We start from the raw sequence: 21,774 nt of genomic DNA, 5'->3' as shown, positions 1-21,774 counted from the left end.
TTGTAATATGTGGTGGTATATTTGTAAAATATGTATTATATTGGGGCGGCAATCGGTTTGACCTATATCAGAAATGGAGATGGAAACAGATGGAATTCAAGGATCTTCTATACATTTTGACAATCGCAAAATACGGAAAGGTATCGACGGCGGCCTCGGAGCTGTTCATCGCCCAGTCCTCCCTCAGCCAGTTTTTAAAAAATTATGAGAATTCCCTCGGATTTCCGCTGTTTATCCGCACGAACCGCGGGCTGTTCCTGACGGAGGAGGGAAAGCTGTTTGTGGAGTCCGGCAAGCAGATCCTGGCCATGCGGCGGGATTTCTTCAACAAAATATCCGATCTCCAGAATCTGAAAATCGGATCGGTCAATTTCTCTATCTCGCCCTTCCGGGCACCCTATCTCCTGCCCCGGGTGATCCCGGTCTTCACAAAGGCCTATCCGGACATCCGGCTGACCATCCATGAGGGCAGCATGAAAGAGCAGGAGGAGATGCTGGCACAGTGCGAGATCGACATGGGATTTTTGACGCTGCCCATGGACAATGAGCAGCTCCCCTACCGCCCTGCCACCAACGAGGAGATTCTGCTGGCCGTGCCCGCAGGCCATCCGCTCTGCGCAAAGGCCCATGAGCCAGGCCCCACCGGGCGGGCCTGGCTGGCGGTGGAGGATTTGTCCGGCCAGAATTTCCTCATGTACAGCATCAACCACCGGCTGAGAAGCTTTGCGGAAACGCTGTTTCGCGACCATCAGTTAAACCCGCGCATCATCCAGTCCCACAACAGCTTTGAGACCCTGATCCGCCTGGCCGAGGCCGGGATGGGCGTCACCTTTCTGCCTGAGACCTATTTGGAACCCAGAGAGGGGCTGCGCCATTTTTCCCTGGGGCGTCAGGGAATGTCCCGTCAGCTGGTGCTGGGTTATGTCCCCAGCGGTTATGTCTCCAAAGCCGCCGCAGCGTTCTCGGACATTGTGGTGGAGGAGCTGCGCCGGCAGAAGGAGGCGGCGCGGCTGATTCCGTAGGATTGCACCTTAAACCGGATTGCTGTAACCCATAAGGGATTCATCCAGCTCCCGGGCTGCCTCCCGGCCCTCCGCGATGGCCCAGACCACCAGGGACTGGCCGCGGCGCATGTCCCCGGCCGCGAAAACGCGGTCATTGCCGGTCCGGTAGCCGTCCGCCTGGGTGGCCACGTTCATACGGCCGTCCAGCTTTAAGCCGAAGGCCTCCGCCACATAGGGCTCGCTGCCAAGAAATCCGGCCGCGATCAATACCAGGTCCGCAGGAATTTCCTTCTCGCTGCCCTCCACCGGAACCATGTTCACGCGCCCCGTGGTTTCGTCCTTCTCCGGTTTCAGCGTTACCAGCCTGGCGCCGCAGACATTTCCCTTCTGATCCTTTTTAAAGCCGGTCACGGTGGTCTGATAGATCCGCGGATCGCAGCCAAACACGCTTGCGGCCTCCTCCTGGCCGTAGTCGGTCTTTAACACCCGGGGCCACTCAGGCCAGGGATTGTTCTGGGCGCGTTTTTCCGGAGCCTTGGGCATCATCTCCAGCTGGGTGACCGACGAGGCGCCCAGGCGGATCACCGTCCCCACGCAGTCATTTCCGGTATCCCCACCGCCGATAACCAGGGCCCGCCTGCCCCGGACCGGTTCGTCCGGCGTCCCGGAGAAATTGCTGTTTAAAAGCCGTCTGGTGACCATGGTGAGAAAATCCACGGCAAACCAGATCCCCAGGGCGTCCCGGCCGGGGACCGCGATATCCCGGGGTGTTCCTGCCCCGCAGGCCAGCAGCACCCGGTCGTATTGTTTGAGAAGCTCCCGCCCGCTTACGTCCTTTCCAATGTCCGTGTTGCAGACAAAGCGGATACCGGATTCCTCCATCAAACGGACCCGGCGGTCGACGACGTCCTTTTCCAGCTTCATATTGGGAATGCCATAGCGCAGCAGGCCGCCGGGGCGGTCGCTCCGCTCGTAAATGGTCACGCTGTGGCCCCTGCGGTTCAGCTGGATGGCCGCCGCCAGCCCCGCCGGACCGCTTCCCACCACGGCCACGCGTTTACCGGTGCGCACCTTAGGCGGCCGGGCGTCCACAAGGCCATGGGCGAAGGCGTACTCGATCACCGCCCGTTCATTTTCCCTGGTCGACACCGGGTCCGCGTGCAGGCCGCAGGTGCAGGCACTCTCGCACAGGGCCGGACATACCCGGGATGTGAATTCCGGCAGGCAGTGGGTCCTGGACAGCCGGATGTAGGCCTGTTCCCAGTTCCCGCGATAAACCATATCGTTGATCTCCGGCACCAGGTTGTGCAGGGGACAGCCGGAAACCATGCCGCCAATCGTCACCCCTGCCTGGCAGAAGGGCACGCCGCAGTCCATACACCGCGCGCCCTGCAGGCGCTGTTCCTCCCAGGAGAGCATCCCGTGAAACTCCCGAAAATTCTGAATCCGGTCCGCGGGCGCCGTAATCTGCCCATTTCTGCGCTCATATTCTAAAAAACCTGTTGGTTTTCCCATAACGTTCCTCCTCTATCTGCCGCCGATGCTGGCGTAAAATGCCTCGATCTGCGCTTCCTGCCGGCTCATCCCCTGCTCCTCAAACTGCGCGGCCATCTGGGTCAGGCGCTTGTAGTCGCCGGGTATGATCTTTTTGAATTTGGGCAGGTACTCGTCGAACCGCTCCAGAATCTCCCGGCCCTTGTGGGAATTGGTGTGCTTCACGTGGGCCTGAAGCATTTCCATCAACTCCTCGCGGTCAAAGCGGGATTCAACCTTTTCCATGGACACCATTCCCCGGTTTAAGTTCTGGTACAGCCGGTTTTCCTCATCCAGCACATAGACGATGCCGCCGCTCATGCCGGCCGCGAAGTTTTTGCCTGTAGGGCCTAAAACGGCCACCCGGCCGCCGGTCATGTACTCGCATCCGTGCTCGCCCACGCCTTCTACCACCGCTACAGCGCCGGAATTGCGGACGCAGAAGCGCTCTCCCGCCACACCGGCAATGTAAGCCTGGCCGCCGGTAGCGCCGTAGAGGGCCACATTTCCGATGATAATGTTTTCCTCCGGCACGAACCTGGCCTTATCCGGCGCATAGACGGCCAGCTTTCCGCCGGAGAGGCCCTTGCCGAAGTAGTCGTTGCTGTCGCCGCACAGGGACAGGGTGAGACCTCCGGGCAGAAACGCCCCGAAGCTCTGGCCGCCCGCCCCCTCGCAGTGGATGGTGATGGTGTCCTCCGCAAGCCCTTCCGGATTCTGCCGGGTGATCTCAGCGCCCAGAAGGGTGCCGAAGGTCCGGTCGGTGTTGGTGAGTCTGATCCTGCCGCTCCATTTCGTGCCCGACGCGATGGCGGTCCTGAGTTCCTGTTTCTTCAGCAGGACCGCCTCGTCCTTGGTCTGCTCCAGTTTGAAATCGTAGGCCCGTGTGGGATCAAAGACGCAGTCCCCACGGTCCGCGTTTGGAGCTCCGGCTAAGATACAGCTTAAATCCACCTTACTTTGGCGGCCGGACAGATGTTCCTTTTTCTTCAAGAGATCGGTGCGTCCCACCATCTCATCCACGGTGCGAAGCCCCAGCTTCGCCATATACTCCCTCAGCTGCCGGGCTATAAAGACCATAAAATTCATCACGTACTCCGGTTTCCCCTCAAATCGCCTGCGCAGCTTGGGATTCTGGGTGGCGATGCCCATGGGACAGGTATCCAGATTGCAGACCCGCATCATCACGCAGCCCAGGGTCACCAGGGGAGCGGTGGCGAAACCGAACTCCTCGGCGCCCAGCAGCGCGGCCACCGCCACGTCCCGGCCGGTCATCAGCTTGCCGTCGGTCTCCAGCACCACCTGGTTCCTCAGCCCGTTTTTCAGCAGCGTCTGGTGGGTTTCCGCCAGGCCAAGCTCCCAGGGCAGTCCCGCGTTATGGATGGAGCTGACCGGAGCGGCTCCCGTGCCGCCGTCGTAGCCGGAGATCAGGATCACCTGGGCCCCCGCCTTGGCAACGCCCGCGGCCACGGTGCCAACGCCTGCCTCGGACACCAGCTTGACGGAGATGCGGGCGTATTTGTTGGCGTTTTTCAAATCGTAGATCAACTGGGCCAGGTCCTCGATGGAGTAAATATCGTGGTGGGGAGGCGGAGAGATCAGACTCACACCCGGGGTGGAATGGCGGGTTTTCGCCACCCAGGGATATACCTTTTTGGCTGGAAGATGTCCGCCTTCCCCGGGTTTTGCGCCCTGGGCCATCTTGATCTGAATCTCCTTTGCGCTGACCAGATAACGGCTGGTCACTCCGAAGCGGCCGCTGGCCACCTGTTTGATCGCACTGCTCCGATCCTGGTCCGTGCCGGCGGAATCCAGGCGCTCATCGCTCTCACCTCCCTCTCCGCTGTTGGATTTGCCGTGAAGGCGGTTCATGGCGATTGCCAGCGCCTCGTGGGCCTCCTGGGAAATGGACCCATAGGACATGGCGCCGGTCTTAAAGCGTTTCACAATGGATTCCACGCTCTCCACCTCCTCGATGGGCACGGGCTGATCGGGGTAGTTGAAGTCCATCAGACAGCGCAGGCAGCCGTTACGTTCGCTGTCCGCCAGCCGGGTGTATTGGCAGAATTTTTCATAGCTGTCCTCGCGGGTGGACTGTTGAAGCAGATGGATGGTCTGGGGATTGTAGCGGTGGACCTCGCCCTGGCTGCGCATCTTGTGCCGCCCCATGGAGGACAGGGTTAAGTCCGTTTGAAGCCCCAGGGGATCAAAGGCCCGGGAGTGCTGGGCGTCGGTCTGTTCCGCGATATCCTCCAGGGTGATGCCGCCCACCCGGCTGACCGTTCCGGTAAAATATCGGTCGACCACATCCTGTGACAGGCCGATGGCCTCGAAGATTTGGCTGCCCTGGTAGGACTGGATGGTGGAGATACCCATTTTGGAGGCGATTTTGACGATGCCCTGCAGCACCGCCTGGCCATAGTCCGCAACGGCCGCGTAGTAGTCTTTTTCCAGTATTCCGTCCTCCACCAGCCCGGCGATGGTGGCGTGGGCCAGATATGGGTTGACGGCGCTGGCGCCATAGCCCAAAAGCGCCGCAAAGTCGTGAACCTCCCGGGGTTCGCCGGATTCCAGGATAATCGAGAGCGCCGTGCATTTTTTGGTCTTGACCAGGTGCTTGTGTACGGCGGATACCGCCAGCAGCGAAGGGATCGCCACGTGGTTTTCGTCCACCCCGCGGTCCGACAGGATCAGAATATCGGCTCCCTCGCGGTAAGCCTTATCCACTTCCACAAACAGGTGCTCCAGCACCCGCTCCATGGGCGTGCTCTTGTAGAACAGAATAGGCACAACGGCCACCTTGAACCCGGGCTTATTGATGGCCTTGATCCGCAGCAGATCCAGATCCGACAGAATTGGATTGTCGATCTTTAACATTTGGCAGTTTTCCGGCTTCTCCTCCAGCAGGTTACCGTTTTTGCCCACGTACACTGCGGTGGCGGTGACGATTTTTTCCCGAACCGCGTCGATGGGCGGATTGGTGACCTGGGCGAACAGCTGCTTAAAGTAGTAGAACAGGGGTTGATATTCCCGGGATAACACGGCCAGCGGCGTGTCCACTCCCATGGCTCCGATGCGTTCCGCCCCGTTTAAGGCCATGGAGCAGATGCTCTCGCGGTATTCCTCGTAAGTGTATCCGAAGGCCTTCTGGAGCCGCGCCCGCTCTTCTCTGCCGTAAGCCGGAATCTTTTCGTTGGGGATATTCAGATCGCTTAAATTGACCAGATTGCTGTCCAGCCACTCCCCGTAGGGCTCCTGCCCGGCATAATGGGCTTTGATCTCCTCATCGTCGAACACACGGCCCGCCACCGTGTCCACCAGCAGCATTTTACCCGGGTGAAGGCGCTCTTTTTTCAGAATATGTTCGGCCGGGATATCCAGCACTCCCACCTCGGAGGACAGAATCAGACGTCCGTCGTCCGTGATATAATAGCGGGAGGGCCTCAGGCCGTTGCGGTCCAGCACCGCGCCGATCTGGTCGCCGTCGGAAAATACGATAGCGGCCGGCCCGTCCCAGGGCTCCATCATGGTGGCGTAATATTGATAGAAATCCCGCACCTGCCGGGGCAGGGTTGCGTTGCTTGTCCAGGGCTCCGGTATGGCGGCCATGACGGCCAACGGCAGGTCCATCCCGCTCATCTCCAGAAATTCCAGAGTATTGTCCAGCATCGCAGAGTCGGATCCGGCCACATTGATCACCGGAAGCACCTTGGTTAAGTCGTCCGCCGGGAATTTCAGGGCGCGCATGGTCTCCTCTCTGGCCAGCATCTTATCCGCGTTGCCCCGGATGGTATTGATCTCGCCGTTGTGGACGATGAGACGGTTGGGATGGGCCCTCTCCCAGCTGGGATTGGTGTTGGTGGAAAAACGGGAGTGCACCACCGCGATGGCCGACTGGTAGTCCGCGTCCTGAAGGTCCTTAAAAAATGTCCGCAGCTGCCCCACCAGAAACATCCCCTTGTAGACAATGGTCCGGCTGGACAGGGAGGGCACGTAGGTGTTATCGTTGCTCTGTTCAAAGACCCGGCGCACCACGTAGAGTCTGCGGTCAAAGTCCAGGCCCGTGAGGATCCGCCCGGGTTTCTTCACAAAACCCTGACAGATCACCGGCATACACTCCCTGGCCTTGTGGCCCAGCACTTCCGGCGCAGTGGGCACCTGCCGCCAGCCGAGGAACTCCATGCCTTCCTTCTCCACAATGATCTCAAACATCTTTTTAGCCCGGCTGCGTTTCAGCTCGTTCTGTGGGAAAAAGAACATACCCACGCCGTATTCCCGCTCTCCGCCGATGCGGATGCCGGATTCGTGACAGACCCGCGAGAAGAAGCGGTGGCTGATCTGGGTCAGGATGCCCACTCCGTCTCCGGTTCTGCCCTCGGCGTCCTTTCCGGCCCGGTGCTCCAAATGCTCCACGATTCTCAGCGCGTCCGCCACGATCTGGTGGCTCTTTTCCCCCTTTATATTGACCACGGCTCCGATTCCACAGTTGTCGTGTTCAAAAGCGGGACTGTATAACCCCTGCTGTCTCCGGCTCTGACTCATGCCTGTTCCTCCTCATTTCTGTGATGGTGCGGGCAGGACCGGCTGATCATTCCACGCAAAAAGAGCGCCAAAGATGGAGTATGCTCTTAGAAGCAAGCCTTCCCTGACGCCCTTGTCAAACCTGACCGCAATATTTCTTTTGCGTTAAAATATATACGATGTCCGCAGATTTGTAAAGAGTTTTTTGAAAATTTTGGTTGACATTTTCCGGAAAATGTGTGTATACTATGTGCCATGAAAAGCGAAGGCGCTTTGGAAGTCCAACTTCCAGGGCGCCTCTTCTTTTTTGGAAGCAGCACAATCGAAAGGAGAAATGAATGATGGCAAGTGGTATCCCCGAACTGTATGGCAGCCTTGTGTTTAACGACAGCGTGATGCGCGACAAACTGCCCAAAGACGTCTACCAGGCACTGAGAAAGACCATCGAAAACCACACCCACCTGGAACTGGATGTGGCCAATTCCGTGGCGGTGGCCATGAAGGAGTGGGCCGTGGAGAACGGCGCCACCCATTTTACCCACTGGTTCCAGCCCATGACCGGTTTCACCGCCGAGAAGCACGACAGCTTCATCTCCCCCATCGGCGGCGGACAGGTGGTCATGGACTTTTCCGGCAAGGAGCTGGTGAAGGGCGAGCCGGATGCCTCCAGCTTTCCCTCCGGCGGCCTGAGGGCCACCTTTGAGGCCAGGGGCTACACCGCGTGGGACCCCACATCCCCCGCATTTATCAAGGACCGCACCCTGTACATTCCCACCGCCTTCTGCTCCTACAGCGGGGAAGCGCTGGACAAGAAAACGCCCCTGCTTCGCTCCATGGAGACCCTGGACCGGGAGGCGGTGAAGATCCTTCACCTGCTGGGCCAGAGCGACGTGGAAGGCGTCTCCGCCACCATCGGGCCGGAACAGGAGTATTTCCTGGTGGACAAAGAGATTTATAAACAGCGCAAGGATCTGATTTTTACCGGAAGGACGCTGTTAGGCGCCATGCCTCCCAAGGGCCAGGAGATGGAGGACCACTATTTCGGCGCTTTAAAACCCCGTGTTTCCGCCTTCATGCACGATCTGGACGAAGCGCTCTGGAAACTTGGGATCCCGGCCAAAACCAAACACAACGAGGTGGCCCCGGCCCAGCACGAGCTGGCTCCGGTATTCGACACGGCCAATGTGGCGGTGGACCACAACCAGCTCACCATGGAGATGATGAAAAAGGTGGCCGACAAGCACGGCCTCACCTGCCTGCTCCACGAGAAGCCTTTTGAGGGAATCAACGGTTCCGGAAAGCACAACAACTGGTCCCTGATCACCAACACCGGCGTAAACCTGCTGAATCCCGGCCGTACCCCCGCGGCCAACACCCAGTTTCTGGTTTTTCTCATGGCGGTGATCAAGGCGGTGGACGAGTACGCGGACCTCATGCGCATCTCCGTGGCCAGCGCCGGAAACGATCACCGGCTGGGCGCCAACGAGGCTCCGCCGGCCATTGTGTCCATTTTCCTGGGCGACGAGTTGACCGCGGTGCTGGACTCCATCGAAAACGACACCTTTTTCGGCAAACAGCAGAAGGTGCAGATGGAGACGGGCGCTACGGTTCTGCCTCACTTCTTCAAAGACAACACGGACCGCAACCGCACCTCGCCCTTCGCGTTTACGGGCAATAAGTTCGAGTTCCGTATGCCCGGTTCCTCCCTGTCCGTGGCCGGGCCAAACATCGTGCTCAATACGGCGGTGGCCGAGGCTTTGAGACAGTTCTACGAAGAGTTGAAGGACATTCCGGAAAGCCGGATGGAGGAGGCGGTCCACACCCTGGTGAAGCGGGCCATTGCCAAACACCGCCGGATCATTTTCAACGGCAACGGTTATACGGACGAATGGGTACAGGAAGCCAAAAAGCGGGGACTCTACAATCTGCGCTCCACGCCGGAGGCCCTGGCCTGCTTTACCAGCCGGAAAAACCTGGAGCTGTTCACCAGGCACCACATCTTCACGGAACAGGAGATCATCTCCCGCTATGAGATTTTACTGGAAAATTACTGCAAGACCATCCACATTGAGGCAAAGACCATGCAGGACATGGTGCGCAGCCAGTTCCTCCCCGCGCTGAGGTGCTATATCGATCAGATAACCGGCTCCATCCGGGGCATAAAGGCAGTGTCGGCTGCGCTGCCCAGCGCAGCTTCGGAAAAGCTTCTGGCAGTGCTCTGCGATTCCTACGAGCGCATCTGCGATGCGGAGGAACATCTGGAAGCTGACACAAAAAACGCGGAGGGAATCGACGACATGCAGGAGGCGGCTTTCTTCTGCCGCAGCACTCTCATCCCCCGTATGGAAGCGCTGAGAGCCACGGCGGATGACGCAGAGCGGTATCTGCCGGAAAATCTGCTCCCGTACCCCAGCTATGAGAAGCTGCTCTTCTGCGTCTGACAGCATACCCCAAACATGGCCAGCAGGCCCTTGGGCGCAAAAAAGCAGGCCGGACCGCCGGGAATCCTTTTTCGAATTCCCAGCGGGTCCGGCCTGCCTGTGAACGGCTGAAATCCGGCCGCGGTACTCACCGCAGGCTGGATTTTTTCCAGCGCTCCGCCTGGGAGGCGTACTGTTCGTTGAGCCAGTCCACCCCTTTTGCGATGCCGTCCGCGTCGAATGTATACTCGATTCTCGTCTTCTGCTCTTCTGAAGTCGCATCATACCCGTAAGGCTCAGGCCATACGACCACGGCCAGCATGGTGTCCGAACCTTCGTGCTCGGCCTTCTCCATACAGAAGCGCATCCCATTATAGCTGCCGGTGAAACGTTCCTTTTTCAGGTAATTGACCGGCATAAAGTCTTTCAGTTCCAGCAACGCTTACGCCCCTTTTCTAGTTTTCGTGAAGGCTCAGCTCCATGAGCTGCTTTGTGATATCGGTGATGGCGCTGTCGTCGACCTCCGAGGCCGTGTGCAGCGTGTAATTGGTTTTTCCCCACTTCCACTGCGACAGCCGTCCGCCGCTCTCCGTGGTGCGGATCACGGCCTCCGAGCTGGCGTCGGGGGCGTCGTAGGCTACGGTGATGTCCGATCCCTCCCGGAAACGCTCGAAAATCCCGGCAAAATCAGCGGCCGTGTTGGAGGCCCGCCAGGTATAGCTCACGCCGTCCAGCTGGAATTCCATATCCGCAACCTCGTCGTTGATGATGAAAAACCTGACATTTTCTCCTTTTGCGGGCGCTACCATGTGGACGCCCAGAGTCTCAAAGGCCAGCACGTCCGTGACTTCCCGCATAGGGTTGGGAAGCGCGGCAGCGGTTGTGGTTTCCGGCTCAGTGGCTGTGGACGCCTGGGCCGTTGCCGTGGCATCCACTGCCCCGCCGCCCGAACACCCGGCGAGCGCCGATGCGCTCAGGGCAATGGCGGCCGCCAGCGGCAAAAACCGCCGCGATGCGCGGTCAAAACCTGCCGGTTCATGTTTTATTCTGTTGGAATCGTTCATAGTCTGCCTCTCTTTCTGTCTGGGGCCTCTAACGCGGGCTGGTCACCGTCTCGCAGTATTCCTGCAGCGTCCGGTGCAGCTCCCCTTCGGCCGTCTCGTCACAAAGGGTCACAATCCGGTCTCCCGCCATGAGGACTGTGTCGCCTCTGGGCACAAACTCCGCCTCGCCGCGCATCAGGGACACCACCAGACAGGTGGGCGGCCAGGCGATGGCGGCGATCTTCTGCCCTTCGGCCGCGCTTCCGTGGTAGATCATCCCCTCCACCAGAACCTTTTCACCGGTCAGGGTCACCTGCTTATCCGGATTCTGCTTTGCCAGCAGGCGGTGGAGCAGCTGGTCGTAAACCGGCGCGCAGTGCAGGATGTCCGGCACGATGTAGGCGGCCAGGGACACCATGGATAAGGTCAGCAGATGGGAGAAGGAGCCGGTCATCTCGCTGATGAGGATGATACCCGTGATGGGCGCACGGACGATGGCGGAGAAATAACCCGCCATGCCGAGAATGATAAAGTTGCTCAAAAGTCCGCTGATGTCCGGGCTGACAGCGGATGCCAGGTTGTAGTAGATACTGCCGATGATGGCTCCCAACACCAGAAGCGGGAGAAAGATTCCGCCCGGCGCCCCGGAGCCGAAGCTGATCATGGAAAATGCGAATTTCAGCGCAAAGAGCAGGAACAGCCCTCCGAGCATCAGCTGACCCGCCGTCAGCTCCTCCACCAGGGAGTGGCCGCCGCCCAGAACCGCCGGGTACAGGAACCCGAACGCGCCCGCCATCAGAAAGGGAATCAGGATGCGGACGAACTGCCTGGGGATCATCCCGTAGAGGTCCTGGGATTTGCCGATGCAGGTGTTGTACAGGACGCCCATCAGTCCGATGAGCGCGCCCAGAATGAGCACGTGTCCGTAGGTGGACAGGGGCATCATATGGGTGATGTGGAAGGTGAACACCGGCTTTAAACCGAACACATTCCGGGAGACAAAGTCCGAGGTGATGGAGGCGGCCATGGACGAGAGCACCAGCTCCGGGGAAATGTGCTTGTGCACCTCCTCCAGGGAGAACAGGATGCCCGCGATGGGGGCGTTGAAGGCGGCCGACAGGCCGGCGCTGGCGCCGCAGGTGATCAGCACCTTCTCCTCGGTCTTGACCCGCTTGGTCAGCCTTGAAAATCCCTTGGCGGCCATGGCTCCCAGCTGGATGCTGGGACCCTCCCGCCCCAGGGACAGGCCGCAGCCCAGGGACAGGATACCTCCGCCCAGCTTAGCCGCCAGCACCCGCCACCAGCGCTGGTCCAGCTCGCCCATGATCTCGCCCTCAATCTGAGGGATACCGCTGCCCGAAATCAGCGGGTCCCACTTTAACAGCAGCGTGACGATAAGCGCGGCCACAGCCAGAATGGCGAACCACACCGGGATAAACCAGTGGTTGGCCTGGCCGTAAGCCAGAATCCGGTGTAACAGCGTGTCCGTGCACCCGATCAGATAGCGGAACGCCACCACCACCGCCCCGGAGATCGCTCCCACCGCAATTCCCTCCAGCACGAGCGCATAACGAAAACTCCGGTAACGGATGATTGTGTTGCGAACCGTACGTTCTTCCGGTTTCATACTCTTTATTCCCCCTGTAATGTCATCTCTTAAGGTCTATATGTAAAGCGCCTGCCGTCGGTCACGGCAGGCAGAAAGCAGTGAGCGGACCCGCTCTATGAATCGCTGTAGGTCCCCTTGAATTTAACCAGCTTGGGACGGTAGCCGGCGCCTGTGAGGGCGGATACGATCTGATTCTTGTGGTCGGTGCCGTAGGCTTCCAGGGTGATGCGCAGCTCCACCGCGGCGTTGCGGTTGATGCTGATGAACTGGTTGTGCTCCAGCTTGATGATGTTGCCGTGCTCCTCGGCCAGCAGGGCGGAAATCTTCGCCAGCTCGCCGGGCTTATCCGGGAGCAGGACGGACACCGTGAACACGCGGTCTCTCTGGATCAGGCCGTGCTGCACGATGGAGGACATGGTGATCACATCCATGTTGCCGCCGCTTAAGATGGAGACGATTTTCTTCTTCTGCACGTTCATGTGCTTTAAGGCCGCCACGGTCAGAAGGCCGGAATTCTCCACGATCATCTTGTGATTCTCCACCATGTCCAGGAAGGCCACGATCAGCTCGCTGTCCTCGATGGTGATGATGTCGTCGATGTTCTGCTGGATATAGGGAAATAACAGCTCTCCCGGGCGTTTAACCGCCGTGCCGTCGGCGATGGTATTGATATTCGGCAGAGTGACGACCTCGCCCTGGCGCAGGGATTCCTGCATGCAGTTGGCTCCGGCCGGCTCCACGCCGATCACTTTAATTTTGGGGTTGAGCAGCTTGGCCAGGGTGGACACGCCGGTGGCCAGTCCGCCGCCGCCGATGGGAACCAGAATGTAGTCCACAGTGGGCAGCTCCTTGATGATCTCCATGGAGATGGTGCCCTGTCCGGTGGCCACCGCCAGGTCGTTGAAGGGATGGACAAAGGTGTAACCCTTCTCCTCCGCCAGCTTGTACGCGTAATCGCAGGCCTCGTCGAACACGTCTCCGGCCAGAACCACCTCGGCGCCGTAGCCCTTGGTGCGGTTTACCTTCATGAGCGGCGTGGTGGTGGGCATCACGACCACAGCCTTCACACCGGCCAGCTTGGCGGCGTAGGCCACGCCCTGGGCGTGGTTGCCCGCGGAGGCGGTGATCAGGCCCTTGGCCTTCTCGTCCTCGGTCAGGGTGCTGATCTTATAGTAGGCGCCTCTCACCTTGTAAGCGCCGGTATACTGCAGATTCTCCGGCTTGAAATACACCTTGTTTCCCGTCTGGGCTGAAAAATATTCGCTGTACACCAGCTTGGTCTCCAGAGTCACTTCCTTGACCAGGTCAGAGGCCTCCTCAAATTGTTCCAATGTTAATTCTTCCATAATACCCTATCCTTCTTTCTGTTTGACTCGCGGGGCTTAAAAGGCCGGGCGTGTTACTCTGCTTCGGATTTGCGCACGTTGAACAGCGCGTTCACAAAATCGTCCGCATTGAATTTCTGCAGATCGTCGATCTTCTCGCCGATGCCGATATATTTAACCGGAAGGCCCAGCTCGGACTGGATCGCCACGGCGATGCCGCCCTTGGCGGTGCCGTCCAGCTTGGTCAGGATGATGCCGGTGATGTCCGCCACCTCCATAAACTGCCTGGCCTGGGCAAGGGCGTTCTGTCCCGTGGTGCCATCCAACACCACCAGGGTCTCGCGGTAGGCGTCCGCATACTCTTTGTCAATGATCCGGTTGATCTTGCGCAGCTCCTCCATCAGGTTCTTCTTGTTGTGAAGCCGCCCGGCGGTGTCGCAGATCAGCACGTCCGCGTGGCGGGACTTGGCGGCTGCCACCGCGTCATAGATCACGGCCGCCGGGTCGGAACCTTCCTGCTGGGCGATGATCTCCACTCCCGCACGGTTGGACCACTCGGTCAGCTGCTCGATGGCCGCCGCCCGGAAGGTGTCCGCCGCGGCTAAAATCACCTTGCGCCCCTGGTCCTTCAACTGCCCGGCCAGCTTGCCCACGGAGGTGGTTTTGCCCACGCCGTTGACGCCGATCACCAGCACTACGGACTTTTTGTGCTCGAACTCGTAGGCGTTCTCCCCCAGATCCATCTGGGCCTTGATGCTGTTGATCAGCAGCTCCTTGCATTCCTCCGGCTCCTTGATGTGCAGCTCCTTCACCTTCCGGCGCAGATCCTCCACAATGGACATGGTGGTCTGGATGCCGATGTCGCCCATGATCAGCGTCTCCTCGATCTCCTCATAGAAATCGTCGTCAATGGCGGAGAAGCCGCTGAAAATGGAGTCGATGCCGGAGACGATATTGTTGCGGGTCTTGGTCAGGCCCTCCACCAGGCGCCCGAAAAACCCCTTCTTTCCTTCTGACATAAACTTTTTCTCCTCTTAAACCTGATTAAGACAGGCCGGTTTTCTTCTTATCATAGCACAAATGCCATTTATTTGTCCAGATCATCCTCGATCAGGTTTACGCTCACCAGCGTGGACACGCCCTTCTCCTGCATGGTGATTCCGTATAGCCGGTCGGCGCTGACCATGGTGCCGCGACGGTGGGTGATCACGATGAACTGGGTGTTGCGCGTCAGCTTGTGCAGATAGCCCGCGAAACGGTCCACGTTGGAGTCGTCCAGCGCCGCCTCGATCTCGTCCAGGAGACAGAAGGGCGAGGGCTTTAAGTTCTGGATGGCGAACAGCAGGGAGATGGCGGTCAGGGCCTTCTCGCCGCCGGACAGCTGCATCATGTTCTGCAGCTTTTTGCCCGGGGGCTGGGCGATGATCTGAATCCCCGCCTCCAGGATGTCCTCGTCCTCCATCAGCTCCAGGGTGCCGCGGCCGCCGCCGAAGAGCTCCTTGAACACCTTGTCGAACTCGGCCCGGATCTCACCGAATTTCTCCTGGAACTGGCGGCGCATGCCGGTGTCCAGCTCCACGATGATTTTTTCCAGCTCCGCCTGAGCGGCCACCAGATCCTCGTGCTGGGTTTTCATGAACTCGTAGCGCTCGGACACCTCCCGGTAGTCCTCGATGGCGTTTACATTTACATTGCCCAGGGCCTTGATCCTGCCCTTGAGGTCGTCGATCTGCCTGCGGACCTCGGTCAGAGAGCCGTATGCCTCGTCCCGCAGGGCCTCGGCGCTGGAAAAGGTCATCTCATACTCGTTCCACATGTAGGTGGTGGAGTGCTCCAGCCGTTCCTCCAGCTTTTCCTGCTGGGCCTGCAGCCGGAACATGTCCTTGTCCAGATCGGACATGCGGGCGGACAGTTCCTCGCGCCGGATGAAAAATCCCTTCTGGCGCCCGGCCATCTCCTCCTTTTTTGCGGTCTGGGCGGTCAGCCGCTCCTCCAGCTCCTTTGTATGTACGGCGATCCCGGCGATCTTCTCCTTCAGGGAGACGATCTCCTGCCGGCGCGCCTCGATGATTCCCTGGGCATTCCGGTCCCCGGCTTCCAGGTCCCGGTACTCGGCTGTCAGCTTTCGCATCTCCGCGCGGACGCGGTCCACATTTTCCTGAAGGAAGTCCAGCTTCTGCTTCAGCTCCGCGGCCTCCACCTGGATCTGCGCCAGCTCTGCGGCGCAGGTTTCACGGGAACTCTTGGCCTCCTCCAGGGCGGCGGTCTTTTCCTCCACCGCCTGGCCGGAGAGGGTGTTTTTCTCCTCCAGGGCGGCAGTTTCCTGCTTCAGGGCCGCCTGACTGCCGGAGATTTCCCGGACCTGCTCGTCAAGCTGTCCCCGCTCCCGCTCCAAATCCACGTAGGAACCGGCGATCTCCGCTTTCTTCTCTTCCAGCTGGGCCAGGTTCATGCGCAGGGTGTTCTGTTCCAGGTACAGCTTCTGGATGGCGCTTCGGACCGCTTCCAGCTCCTCCTTCTTCTCCTGTAGAATCCCCTCCTGGATGTTTAAGTCGCCCTGGATCGATTCCACCTGGGTGAGGGCTTTTTTGCACGCTTCCTCCAGCTCCTCGATCTCGCGACGCCGTCCCAGCAGGTTGCTGGTGTTCTTGAATGCGCCTCCCGTCATGGAGCCGCCCGCGCTCAAAAGTTCGCCCTCCAGGGTGACGATGCGCAGGCTGTATTTGTACTTTCTGGCCAGAGCGATGGCGTGCTCAATGGTATCCGTCACCACCACCCGCCCCAAGAGATAGCGGACCAGGCCGTCGTACTGTTTTTCCGCCTCCACCAGCTGGCTGGCCAGTCCCAGCACGCCAGGTTCCTTTAAGGCGCTCTCCTGTGAAAAGGTCTGCCGGCCGCCGATGGCGGTCAGGGGCAGAAAGGTTGCCCGGCCGTATTTGTTCTTTTTTAAGTATTCGATCAGGCGCTTGGCCGTCTCCTCGGAATCCGTGACGATATTCTGGATGCTGCCGCCAAGAGCGGTCTCAATGGCTACCTCGTACTTCTGGGGCACATGGATTAAGTCCGCTACCACGCCGTGGATCCCGCGGATGCGGTCCCGCACCTCCATGACCCGCCGGATGCTGCCGCCGTAGCCGTCGTAGCGCTCGGCCAGGTTGCGCAGGCTTTCCAGCTTGGTGTAGGACATGTGGTATTGCTGCTGAGTGTCGTTTAAATTGCGGTTCAGACGGCGAAGCTCCTGGTCGGCCTGGTTTAACTCCTCCTCGGTCTGGGCGGATTTCTCCTGGCTCTCGGCGATGCGCCGCTCCACCGCGTTTAAGGCGTCCTCCTCCTGACGGATCTGTTCCTCCTGAACGGACTCGTCGCTCTTGAATTTCAGAAGCTTCTGGGTCACCTCGCTGCGCCGCAGATCCACCTGCTCCATCATGGTCTCGTAGCGCTGGCTGCGGGCGGTCAGGCCGGCCCGCTCGTTTAAGGCGTTTATGATGGCCGATTTCTCCGACTCGATCTCCTGCTCCAGGCGGTGGATCAGTTCGTCCCGGGACTCCAGGAGGCGGGCCGCCTCGTCCAGCCGCCCGGCCATGGCCTCGGCATGGACGTCCATCTGCTCCTTCTGCTCTTCATATCCGGCCAGCTGGGTTTTCCGGGACTCCAGATCCCCGGAAATGGCCTCCCGGCGGCTATTGATATGGGCTTCGTTCATCTCCTCGGTGCGGATCTGCTCGTTCAACACGCCGATGCGGCCTTCCAGGCTGCTGTTCTCCACCGTGCAGCGGTTCAGCTCGTCCCGGTTTCCTGCCATGAGGGCGTCCTCCTGAGCCAGGGCGGCTTCCAGGCGGTCGTACTCTTCCTTCAGGGTGTCGGATTCCCGGCGGGTGTGCTCCATATCTCCAGTGAGAATGTTCTCCTTCTCCGCCACCTCGGCCAGCTGTCTGCGGATCCCCTCCGTCTCCATCAGGAATTGGTTGGCATCGCAGACCTTTAAGGTCTCTTTCAGCTGCAGATACTCCCTGGCGGCTTTGGACTGGCGCTCCAGGGGCCCTACCTGCTTCTCCAACTCGGTCAGAATGTCGTTTACGCGGATCAGGCTGGCCTGTTCGTCCTCCAGCTTCTTCTGGGCGATGGCCTTGCGCCGTTTGAACTTCACAATGCCCGCCGCCTCGTCGAACAGCTCCCGGCGCTCCTCCGGCTTGCCGCTTAAGATTTTGTCGATCTGGCCCTGGCCGATGATGGAGTAGCCCTCCTTGCCGATGCCGGTGTCGTAAAACAGCTCGTTGATATCCTTTAAACGGCAGGCGCTGCCGTTGATCATATATTCGCTCTCGCCGGAGCGGTACAGGCGGCGGGAAACCGTCACCTGGTCGTAGTCGATGGCCAGCTGATGGTCCCCGTTATCCAGGGTGATGGCCACATAGGCGAACCCCTGGGGCTTGCGCAGCTCCGTGCCGGAAAAGATCACGTCCTGCATGCTGGCGCCGCGCAGCTGCTTGATGCGCTGTTCGCCGAGCACCCAGCGCACCGCGTCGGCCACATTGCTTTTTCCGCTGCCGTTGGGGCCCACAATGCCGGTGATTCCGTTGTGGAACTCAAACACCAGCTTGTTCGCAAAGGATTTAAAACCCTGGATTTCGATACTTTTTAAATACATAATTCACCGTCGCTTTACTGTTTTTCTTCTTCCGCCTTGAGCTTTAAAATTCCGTTGTACGCGGCCACCTGTTCCGCCGCCTTTTTGGTCCGGCCCGTGCCTCGGCCGATCTCAGCGCCGCCGATGCGGGCGCAGACCTCGAAGCTCTTGTTGTGGTCCGGCCCCTCCTCCCGGAGGATCTCATAGCTGAGCCCTTCCGAGGAGCGGCTCTGCACCATCTCCTGTAAGATAGTCTTGCTATCATAAAAGAGCTGCTTGTGTTCAATATCGTTCAGGATAAAACGATGTATAAACTCTTTTGCATTAGCAAAACCACCGTCCAGGTAAATCGCGCCGATCAGGGCTTCCATGGCGTCGCTGACAACGGAGTTGCGGCTGCGCCCTCCGGTCGCCTCCTCGCCCTTGCCCAGCAGCAGGTATTCCCCCAGGCTGATGTCGCCGGCGCAGTAGGCCAGAGTCGGCTCGCACACAATGCTGGCGCGAATCTTGGTCAGATCTCCCTCGGGCAGGTCCTCGTATTTGTGGTATAAAAAGTCGCTGGTCACAATCTCCAGCACTGCATCTCCCAGAAATTCCAGACGTTCGTTGCAGCGGCTGTGGTTCCAGCGATGCTCATTGGCGTAGGAGCTGTGGGTCAGCGCCTGGACAAATAATCCGTGCTCCTTAAACTGATAGCAGATGGTCCGCTCCAGTTCCTGCAGATTTCGATTCATGGTATTCACTCTCACTTTCTGACTAACGCACAAAGGAGCTGCGTCCGACAGCCCCTTCTAGCTTGAATGTAATGGGCATTGACCCCATCAGTTTAACGCGTTCTTGATCTGCTCGATGGCGTCCCCTACGGTCACGATCTGCTCGGCGGCCTCGTTGGGGATCTCGATGTCGAACTCTTCCTCGATTCCCATGATGATCTGGAAAATGTCCAGGGAATCAGCGCCTAAATCATCCACAAAGGTGGACTGCATGGTTACTTCCTCCGGCTCAATGTTCAGTACCTCCGCAATGATTGCCTGCAACTTTTCAAATTCCATCGTTTTTTTACACTCCTCTTTTTGATTTCTTTCTTTGATTGTGATTGCTTTTATTAAAATTTATGCTCCGCTTTTACTGCGGTATATCTTTCTGTGCGCCAAGGCTTTCGCGGATCTTCTCGTTGATGGCCTGCTCCTTGAACGTCACGCACTGAATGATCGAATTGCGCACCTCCGTGCGTTTGGCGTTGCCGTGGGTCTTCACCACCAGGCCGTTTAAGCCCAGAAGCGGCGCCCCGCCGTACTTGCTTGCGTCAAAGGACTTCAGGGTCTCCTTGATGGCCGGCTTGACTAAAAGCGCCCCGATCTTGCTGCGCAGATTCATCATCATGCCGCTCTTTACCTTCTTGATCAGCGTGTCGCCCAGACCCTCGTACAGTTTGAGGATCACGTTGCCCACAAATGCTTCGCTGACGATCACGTCCGCTCCGCCGTGGGGAATCTCACGGGCCTCGATGCTTCCGATAAAATTGATCCCCGGACACTCCTTTAAAAGCGGAAAGGTTTCCTTCACCAGGGCGTTGCCCTTCTCCTCCTCAGCGCCGATATTGACGATGGCCACCGTGGGGTTCTTGATGCCCAGCACGTGCTCCATGTAGATGGAACCCATCTGTGCAAACTGGACGAGATGGGACGAGCGCGCGTCCACATTGGCCCCGCAGTCGATCAGCAGGGACACTCCGCGCTCCGTGGGGATGAGCGGCGCCAGCGGGGGGCGTTCCACTCCCTTGATCCGGCCCACGATCACCTGGCCGCCCACCAGGATCGCGCCTGAGCTTCCGGCGGAAACAAAGGCATCGGCCTCCTTTTTCTTGACCATGTTCATTCCGATTACAATAGAGGAATCTTTTTTCCGGCGGATCGCGTTCACCGGCGGCTCCTCGGTGGCGATCGCCTCGGTGGCGTTCACCACCTGGATCTGCTCCTGATTGTAGGTGTATTTGGCTAATTCAGCCTTCACCAATTCCTCACGCCCGATCAATGCGACCTGGATTCCGGATTTCTCCCTGACTGCCTCCACGGCTCCTGCGACAATTTCACCGGGAGCGTTGTCGCCGCCCATGGCATCCACTGCTACCTTAATCATAGCGTTCTCCTTCCGGACCGGGATTTCCCCCGCGTCCAAAATATAATATACTAGATATCAATCTATAAATCAATAGTTTTTGTATATCTTTCCAGCTGCCTTAAAATGTGCTCTCCGCGCGGGGAAAACAGGGCCAAAACAGTTGAAGCTCCGCCTACGCCGTGGTAAACTGGAAAGCAGCCGGTATATCGAAATTTTACCATGAAAGGAATGGCGGATTATATGGAAATGGAACAACTCTCCCTTTTTGACGACCGAACCACCACAGCCCCCCTGGCCAGCCGTCTGCGCCCGGAAACGCTGGACGAGTTCGTGGGCCAGAACCAGCTTCTGGGGGAGGGGAAGATCCTGCGTCAGATCATCGATCAGGATAACATCCCCTCCATGATTTTCTGGGGCCCTCCCGGGGTGGGGAAAACCACCCTCGCCAGCATCATCGCCAAGCGTACCCACGCGGAATTTATCAATTTCAGCGCCGTCACCAGCGGAATCAAGGAAATCAAGGAGGTGATGGCCCGGGCCGAACAGGGGCGCCGCATGGGCAAGCGGACCGTGGTATTTGTGGACGAGATCCACCGCTTCAACAAGGCCCAGCAGGATGCCTTTCTCCCCTATGTGGAGAAGGGGAGCATCATTCTCATCGGCGCCACCACGGAGAATCCCTCCTTTGAGATCAACGCCGCTCTGCTCTCCCGCTGCCGCGTCTTTGTGCTCCAGGGCCTTGGGGAGGAGGACCTGACCAGACTTCTGAAAAACGCCCTCCAAAGTCCCAGGGGCTTCGGCTACTTGAATGTCGATATCTCCGACGCCATGCTGGGGGCTATCGCCAGATTCTCCGGCGGGGATGCCCGCACCGCCCTGAACATTCTGGAGATGGCGGTGTCCAACGGCGAGATCAGCGCGGAAAAGACCACTGTGACGCCGGAGATTCTGGAGCAGTGTATGAGCCGCAAATCCCTGCTCTACGACAAGAACGGCGAGGAGCACTACAATCTGATCTCCGCCCTGCACAAATCCATGCGCAACAGCGATCCGGATGCGGCGGTCTACTGGCTGTCCCGGATGCTGGAGGCGGGCGAGGATCCGCTCTACATCGCCAGGCGGCTGATCCGCTTTGCCAGCGAGGACGTGGGTCTGGCGGACAACAGCGCCCTGTCCCTGGCCGTCTCCGCCTATCAGGCCTGCCATTTTCTGGGAATGCCTGAGTGCAATCTGAATCTGGCCCAGACGGTGATCTATCTGTCCCTGGCGCCGCGGTCCAACTCCGTCTACATGGCCTATGAGCACGCCAAGGCCGACGCCTTAAACATGCTGTCCGAGCCAGTGCCCCTGGTGATCCGCAACGCTCCCACCGGGCTGATGAAACAGCTGCGCTACGGCGAGGGTTATGTGTACGCCCACGACACGGAGGAAAAGATCGCGCACATGGAATGCCTGCCGGAGTCCCTGAAGGGGAAGCGCTACTATCTGCCCACGGAGAACGGAGCCGAGGCTACGGCGAAGGAGCGCCTGGAAGAGGTGTTTCGCTTTAAAAACAGCGGGGAGCGGTAATT

Annotated in this window: 14 protein-coding genes; 3 read left to right on the top strand and 11 right to left on the bottom strand. The window is 59.0% G+C overall.

Features of this window, described 5'->3' with window-relative positions:
- The first annotated feature begins 89 nt into the window (after nt 1-89).
- Nucleotides 90-1,022, top strand: a complete 933-nt coding sequence (locus ACK2JC_RS28495) for a LysR family transcriptional regulator (RefSeq protein ID WP_092360609.1) — start codon at nt 90-92, stop codon at nt 1,020-1,022.
- A gap of 9 nt (nt 1,023-1,031) precedes the next feature.
- Here the strand turns inward: ACK2JC_RS28495 and ACK2JC_RS28490 are convergent, their stop codons facing one another.
- Both ACK2JC_RS28490 and gltB read right to left on the bottom strand, forming a co-directional pair.
- Entirely contained in the window at nt 1,032-2,519 is a 1,488-nt protein-coding gene (locus tag ACK2JC_RS28490) for a glutamate synthase subunit beta (RefSeq protein ID WP_320938452.1), read from the bottom strand.
- Between the two features lie 12 nt (nt 2,520-2,531).
- Nucleotides 2,532-7,079, bottom strand: a complete 4,548-nt coding sequence (gltB, locus tag ACK2JC_RS28485) for a glutamate synthase large subunit (protein WP_368270634.1) — start codon at nt 7,077-7,079, stop codon at nt 2,532-2,534.
- Between the two features lie 320 nt (nt 7,080-7,399).
- On the opposite strand from gltB, the gene ACK2JC_RS28480 reads away from it, so the two are divergent.
- Entirely contained in the window at nt 7,400-9,499 is a 2,100-nt protein-coding gene (locus tag ACK2JC_RS28480) for a glutamine synthetase III (protein WP_368270693.1), read from the top strand.
- 127 nt (nt 9,500-9,626) lie between these two features.
- Here ACK2JC_RS28480 and ACK2JC_RS28475 read toward each other — a convergent pair whose 3' ends face one another.
- From ACK2JC_RS28475 to plsX, 9 genes are all read right to left on the bottom strand, one after another.
- Nucleotides 9,627-9,917 carry a hypothetical protein gene (locus ACK2JC_RS28475; RefSeq protein ID WP_092360612.1) on the bottom strand — a complete coding sequence of 97 codons (291 nt, stop codon included), beginning with the start codon at nt 9,915-9,917 and terminating at the stop codon, nt 9,627-9,629.
- A gap of 16 nt (nt 9,918-9,933) precedes the next feature.
- Nucleotides 9,934-10,542: a hypothetical protein gene (locus tag ACK2JC_RS28470; RefSeq protein ID WP_320938277.1), complete on the bottom strand. Its 609-nt coding sequence runs from the start codon at nt 10,540-10,542 to the stop codon at nt 9,934-9,936.
- A 28-nt stretch (nt 10,543-10,570) separates the two neighbouring features.
- Nucleotides 10,571-12,148, bottom strand: coding sequence for a ClC family H(+)/Cl(-) exchange transporter (locus ACK2JC_RS28465; RefSeq protein ID WP_320938276.1), 1,578 nt, complete (start codon nt 12,146-12,148; stop codon nt 10,571-10,573).
- Nucleotides 12,149-12,243: 95 nt separating this feature from the next.
- Entirely contained in the window at nt 12,244-13,476 is a 1,233-nt protein-coding gene (ilvA, locus tag ACK2JC_RS28460; protein WP_092360614.1) for a threonine ammonia-lyase, read from the bottom strand.
- A gap of 53 nt (nt 13,477-13,529) precedes the next feature.
- Complete coding sequence (gene ftsY / locus ACK2JC_RS28455) at nt 13,530-14,474, bottom strand: signal recognition particle-docking protein FtsY (protein ID WP_092360615.1); 945 nt, start codon at nt 14,472-14,474, stop codon at nt 13,530-13,532.
- Nucleotides 14,475-14,542: 68 nt separating this feature from the next.
- Nucleotides 14,543-18,103: a chromosome segregation protein SMC gene (smc, locus tag ACK2JC_RS28450; RefSeq protein WP_320938275.1), complete on the bottom strand. Its 3,561-nt coding sequence runs from the start codon at nt 18,101-18,103 to the stop codon at nt 14,543-14,545.
- Between the two features lie 14 nt (nt 18,104-18,117).
- The gene (gene rnc, locus ACK2JC_RS28445) at nt 18,118-18,816 is read right to left on the bottom strand and encodes a ribonuclease III (protein ID WP_007718463.1); all 699 of its coding nucleotides are present in this window, start codon (nt 18,814-18,816) and stop codon (nt 18,118-18,120) included.
- 87 nt (nt 18,817-18,903) lie between these two features.
- Entirely contained in the window at nt 18,904-19,134 is a 231-nt protein-coding gene (gene acpP / locus ACK2JC_RS28440) for an acyl carrier protein (RefSeq protein ID WP_024734617.1), read from the bottom strand.
- A 73-nt stretch (nt 19,135-19,207) separates the two neighbouring features.
- Nucleotides 19,208-20,221, bottom strand: coding sequence for a phosphate acyltransferase PlsX (gene plsX, locus ACK2JC_RS28435; protein ID WP_092360617.1), 1,014 nt, complete (start codon nt 20,219-20,221; stop codon nt 19,208-19,210).
- Between the two features lie 228 nt (nt 20,222-20,449).
- Here plsX and ACK2JC_RS28430 point away from each other — a divergent pair, with 228 nt between their 5' ends.
- A complete protein-coding gene (locus tag ACK2JC_RS28430; RefSeq protein WP_320938278.1) occupies nt 20,450-21,772 on the top strand; it encodes a replication-associated recombination protein A in 1,323 nt (440 codons plus the stop codon).
- Nucleotides 21,773-21,774: the final 2 nt, after the last annotated feature.

Source organism: Enterocloster lavalensis (genome assembly GCF_046603895.1).
In the GTDB taxonomy this organism is placed as follows: domain Bacteria; phylum Bacillota; class Clostridia; order Lachnospirales; family Lachnospiraceae; genus Enterocloster; species Enterocloster lavalensis.
The sequence above is the reverse complement of the archived record's forward strand: the minus strand, read 5'-3'. Positions and strand labels throughout refer to the sequence as shown.